Source organism: Luteibacter sp. P4_E6 (assembly GCF_056401535.1).
Window position 1 is genome coordinate 1 of record NZ_JBFUJE010000653.1, and the last position, 1,978, is coordinate 1,978.

Annotated in this window: 2 protein-coding genes and 1 pseudogene; all 3 read right to left on the reverse strand. The window is 65.4% G+C overall.

Features of this window, described 5'->3' with window-relative positions; translation table 11 throughout:
• Window positions 1-330 (reverse strand): annotated as a pseudogene (locus AC1DT2_RS21990) (glyoxalase); the annotation flags it as partial.
• A 55-nt stretch (window positions 331-385) separates the two neighbouring features.
• Complete coding sequence (locus AC1DT2_RS21995; protein WP_477298735.1) at window positions 386-1,564, reverse strand: MFS transporter; 1,179 nt, start codon at window positions 1,562-1,564, stop codon at window positions 386-388.
• A gap of 97 nt (window positions 1,565-1,661) precedes the next feature.
• The coding region (locus tag AC1DT2_RS22000) for a hypothetical protein (RefSeq protein ID WP_477298736.1) at window positions 1,662-1,978 on the reverse strand (317 nt) is incomplete at its 5' end.

The following is a 1,978-nucleotide window of genomic DNA, read 5'->3' on the forward strand; positions in this document are numbered from 1 at the left end:
GACCAGATAACCCGTGCGCTCGAGTCCGAAGGGATACGGCACGGGCGTCCGGAAGCCGAACACGGACACGGCGCCGGAAGGACTCTGCACCAGCTGAGTCGACGTGCTCGACGGCGTCGGCGTCACGGTGGCGATGCCTTGCTTCGTCGATTGYCCTTCGAACGTGGCGGCGAAGCTCCGTACGAAGGCATCGACATCCTGCGGCGCGACGTAGACATGCGTGGTGTCGTACTGCGGCCCCACGGAGAAATCGGGCGTTGTCGCGGCGAAGACGCAGTCCGGCGCGGTGATAACCAGGGCGCAACCAAGAAACAAGGCGCGAAGACGCATAGACGTTTTCCTGCAGAATAAAGGAGATAAATCGACGGTGCACCTGTGTGGAGCGTCAGTGCGCCGCTGGCACGCGATGCAACAAGCGCGAAACCAGCGCGATGCCAGCAAGCCCGCCGCCCAGGATGCACACACCCAGCCAGCCGGCATGCCGCCAGGTTTCGGCAGCAACGAACGAACCCGCCGCGCCGCCGAGGAACATGGTCGTCATGAACAGGGTGTTGAGCCGACTCTTGAATTCCGGGTGCAGCCCGTAGACCAGGTGCTGGTGCGACACCAGGGCGATCTGCACGCCGAAGTCGAGCAAGATGACGCCAACGATGAGCCCCGCCAACGATGGCCACAGCGCGAAGACGGCCCAGGCAACGACGGTCGACAACGCACCAGCGGCGATCACCAGCCAGGGTCCGCGTCGATCCGCGACGCGTCCGGCCAGCGGTGCCATCGCCACGCCGACGGCGCCGACCACGCCGAACAGGCCCGCCGACGCCGCGCCCAGATTCAGTGGCGGCTGTTCCAGGCGGAGCGCCAGCACCGTCCAGAACGCGGAAAATGAGGCGAAGATCACGGCCTGGGTCAACGACGCACGACGCAGCAAGGGCTCGCGTCGCCAAAGACCGACCAGCGAGGACATCAGTTCGCCGTAACTGACGCGCCGCGCTGGATGGTGTTCGGGCAGGCGCAGGCGCATCAGCACGGCGCCCATCAGTGCAATCGGCACGCCGAGCCAGAACATGGCCCGCCATCCTGCGGCACTGGAGACGAAACCGGCAATCGTGCGACTGAGCAGGATGCCCGTCAGCAAACCGCTCATCACGGTACCGACCGCCGCACCCCGTTTGGATGGCTCAGCAAGAAGAGTCGCGAAGGGAACGATTTGCTGCGCAGCGGTCGCCATAGCACCGAWCAGTACAGAGGCAATCGCGAGTGTTGTCAGCCCGGGCGCAAGCGCGGCCCCGACCAGCGCGATGGCCAACACCGCGAACTGCCCGACGATGAGCTGACGGCGTTCCAGCGCATCGCCTAGTGGCACCAGGAAGAGCAGACCCGCTGCATAGCCGAGCTGGGTAAGCATCGGAATCCAGCGCTCCACGCCGCCGTCGTGAAGGTCGCGCCCCATGATGCCGAGCATGGGTTGGTTGTAATAGATGTTGGCGACGGCCAGGCCGGCCGCCAGCGCCATCGCATAAAGGGTGCCGCGAGTCAGGACTCGCGCCGGGGTGGGATTGTCCATCGTCAAACGGCTCCGCGGTTTGGCCGATTATGCCCGCTGCGCGGGATCGCCGATGAATCGGCTCCCACAAGGAGCGGCGCTACGGGCCGTGGGCGGGCTATTTGTCCGCGACGGTCCATAGCAGGGGGAGGTGCAGGTCGTCGCAGCCGTGCTCGCAGATGAAGGTGCCGTGCTCGCCTTTAAGGGAAAGACGGCGGCCGCCGCTCAGTTTCAGGTCCATGCTGCCGTCCCAGCCACTCGGTGCGTGCGAGACATCCTTTTTTTCCAGCGTAAAAGGCTGCGAATAGGCTTTGGGGCCCCAGCGCCAGCTCACCGTGCCGCGCTGGCCATCGACGACGATATCGGCGCCGTCCGCGGATTTACCCGAGAGGTGGAGGTCGTCTCCACGGCAGCCTGCGACAACAAGGACAAGGC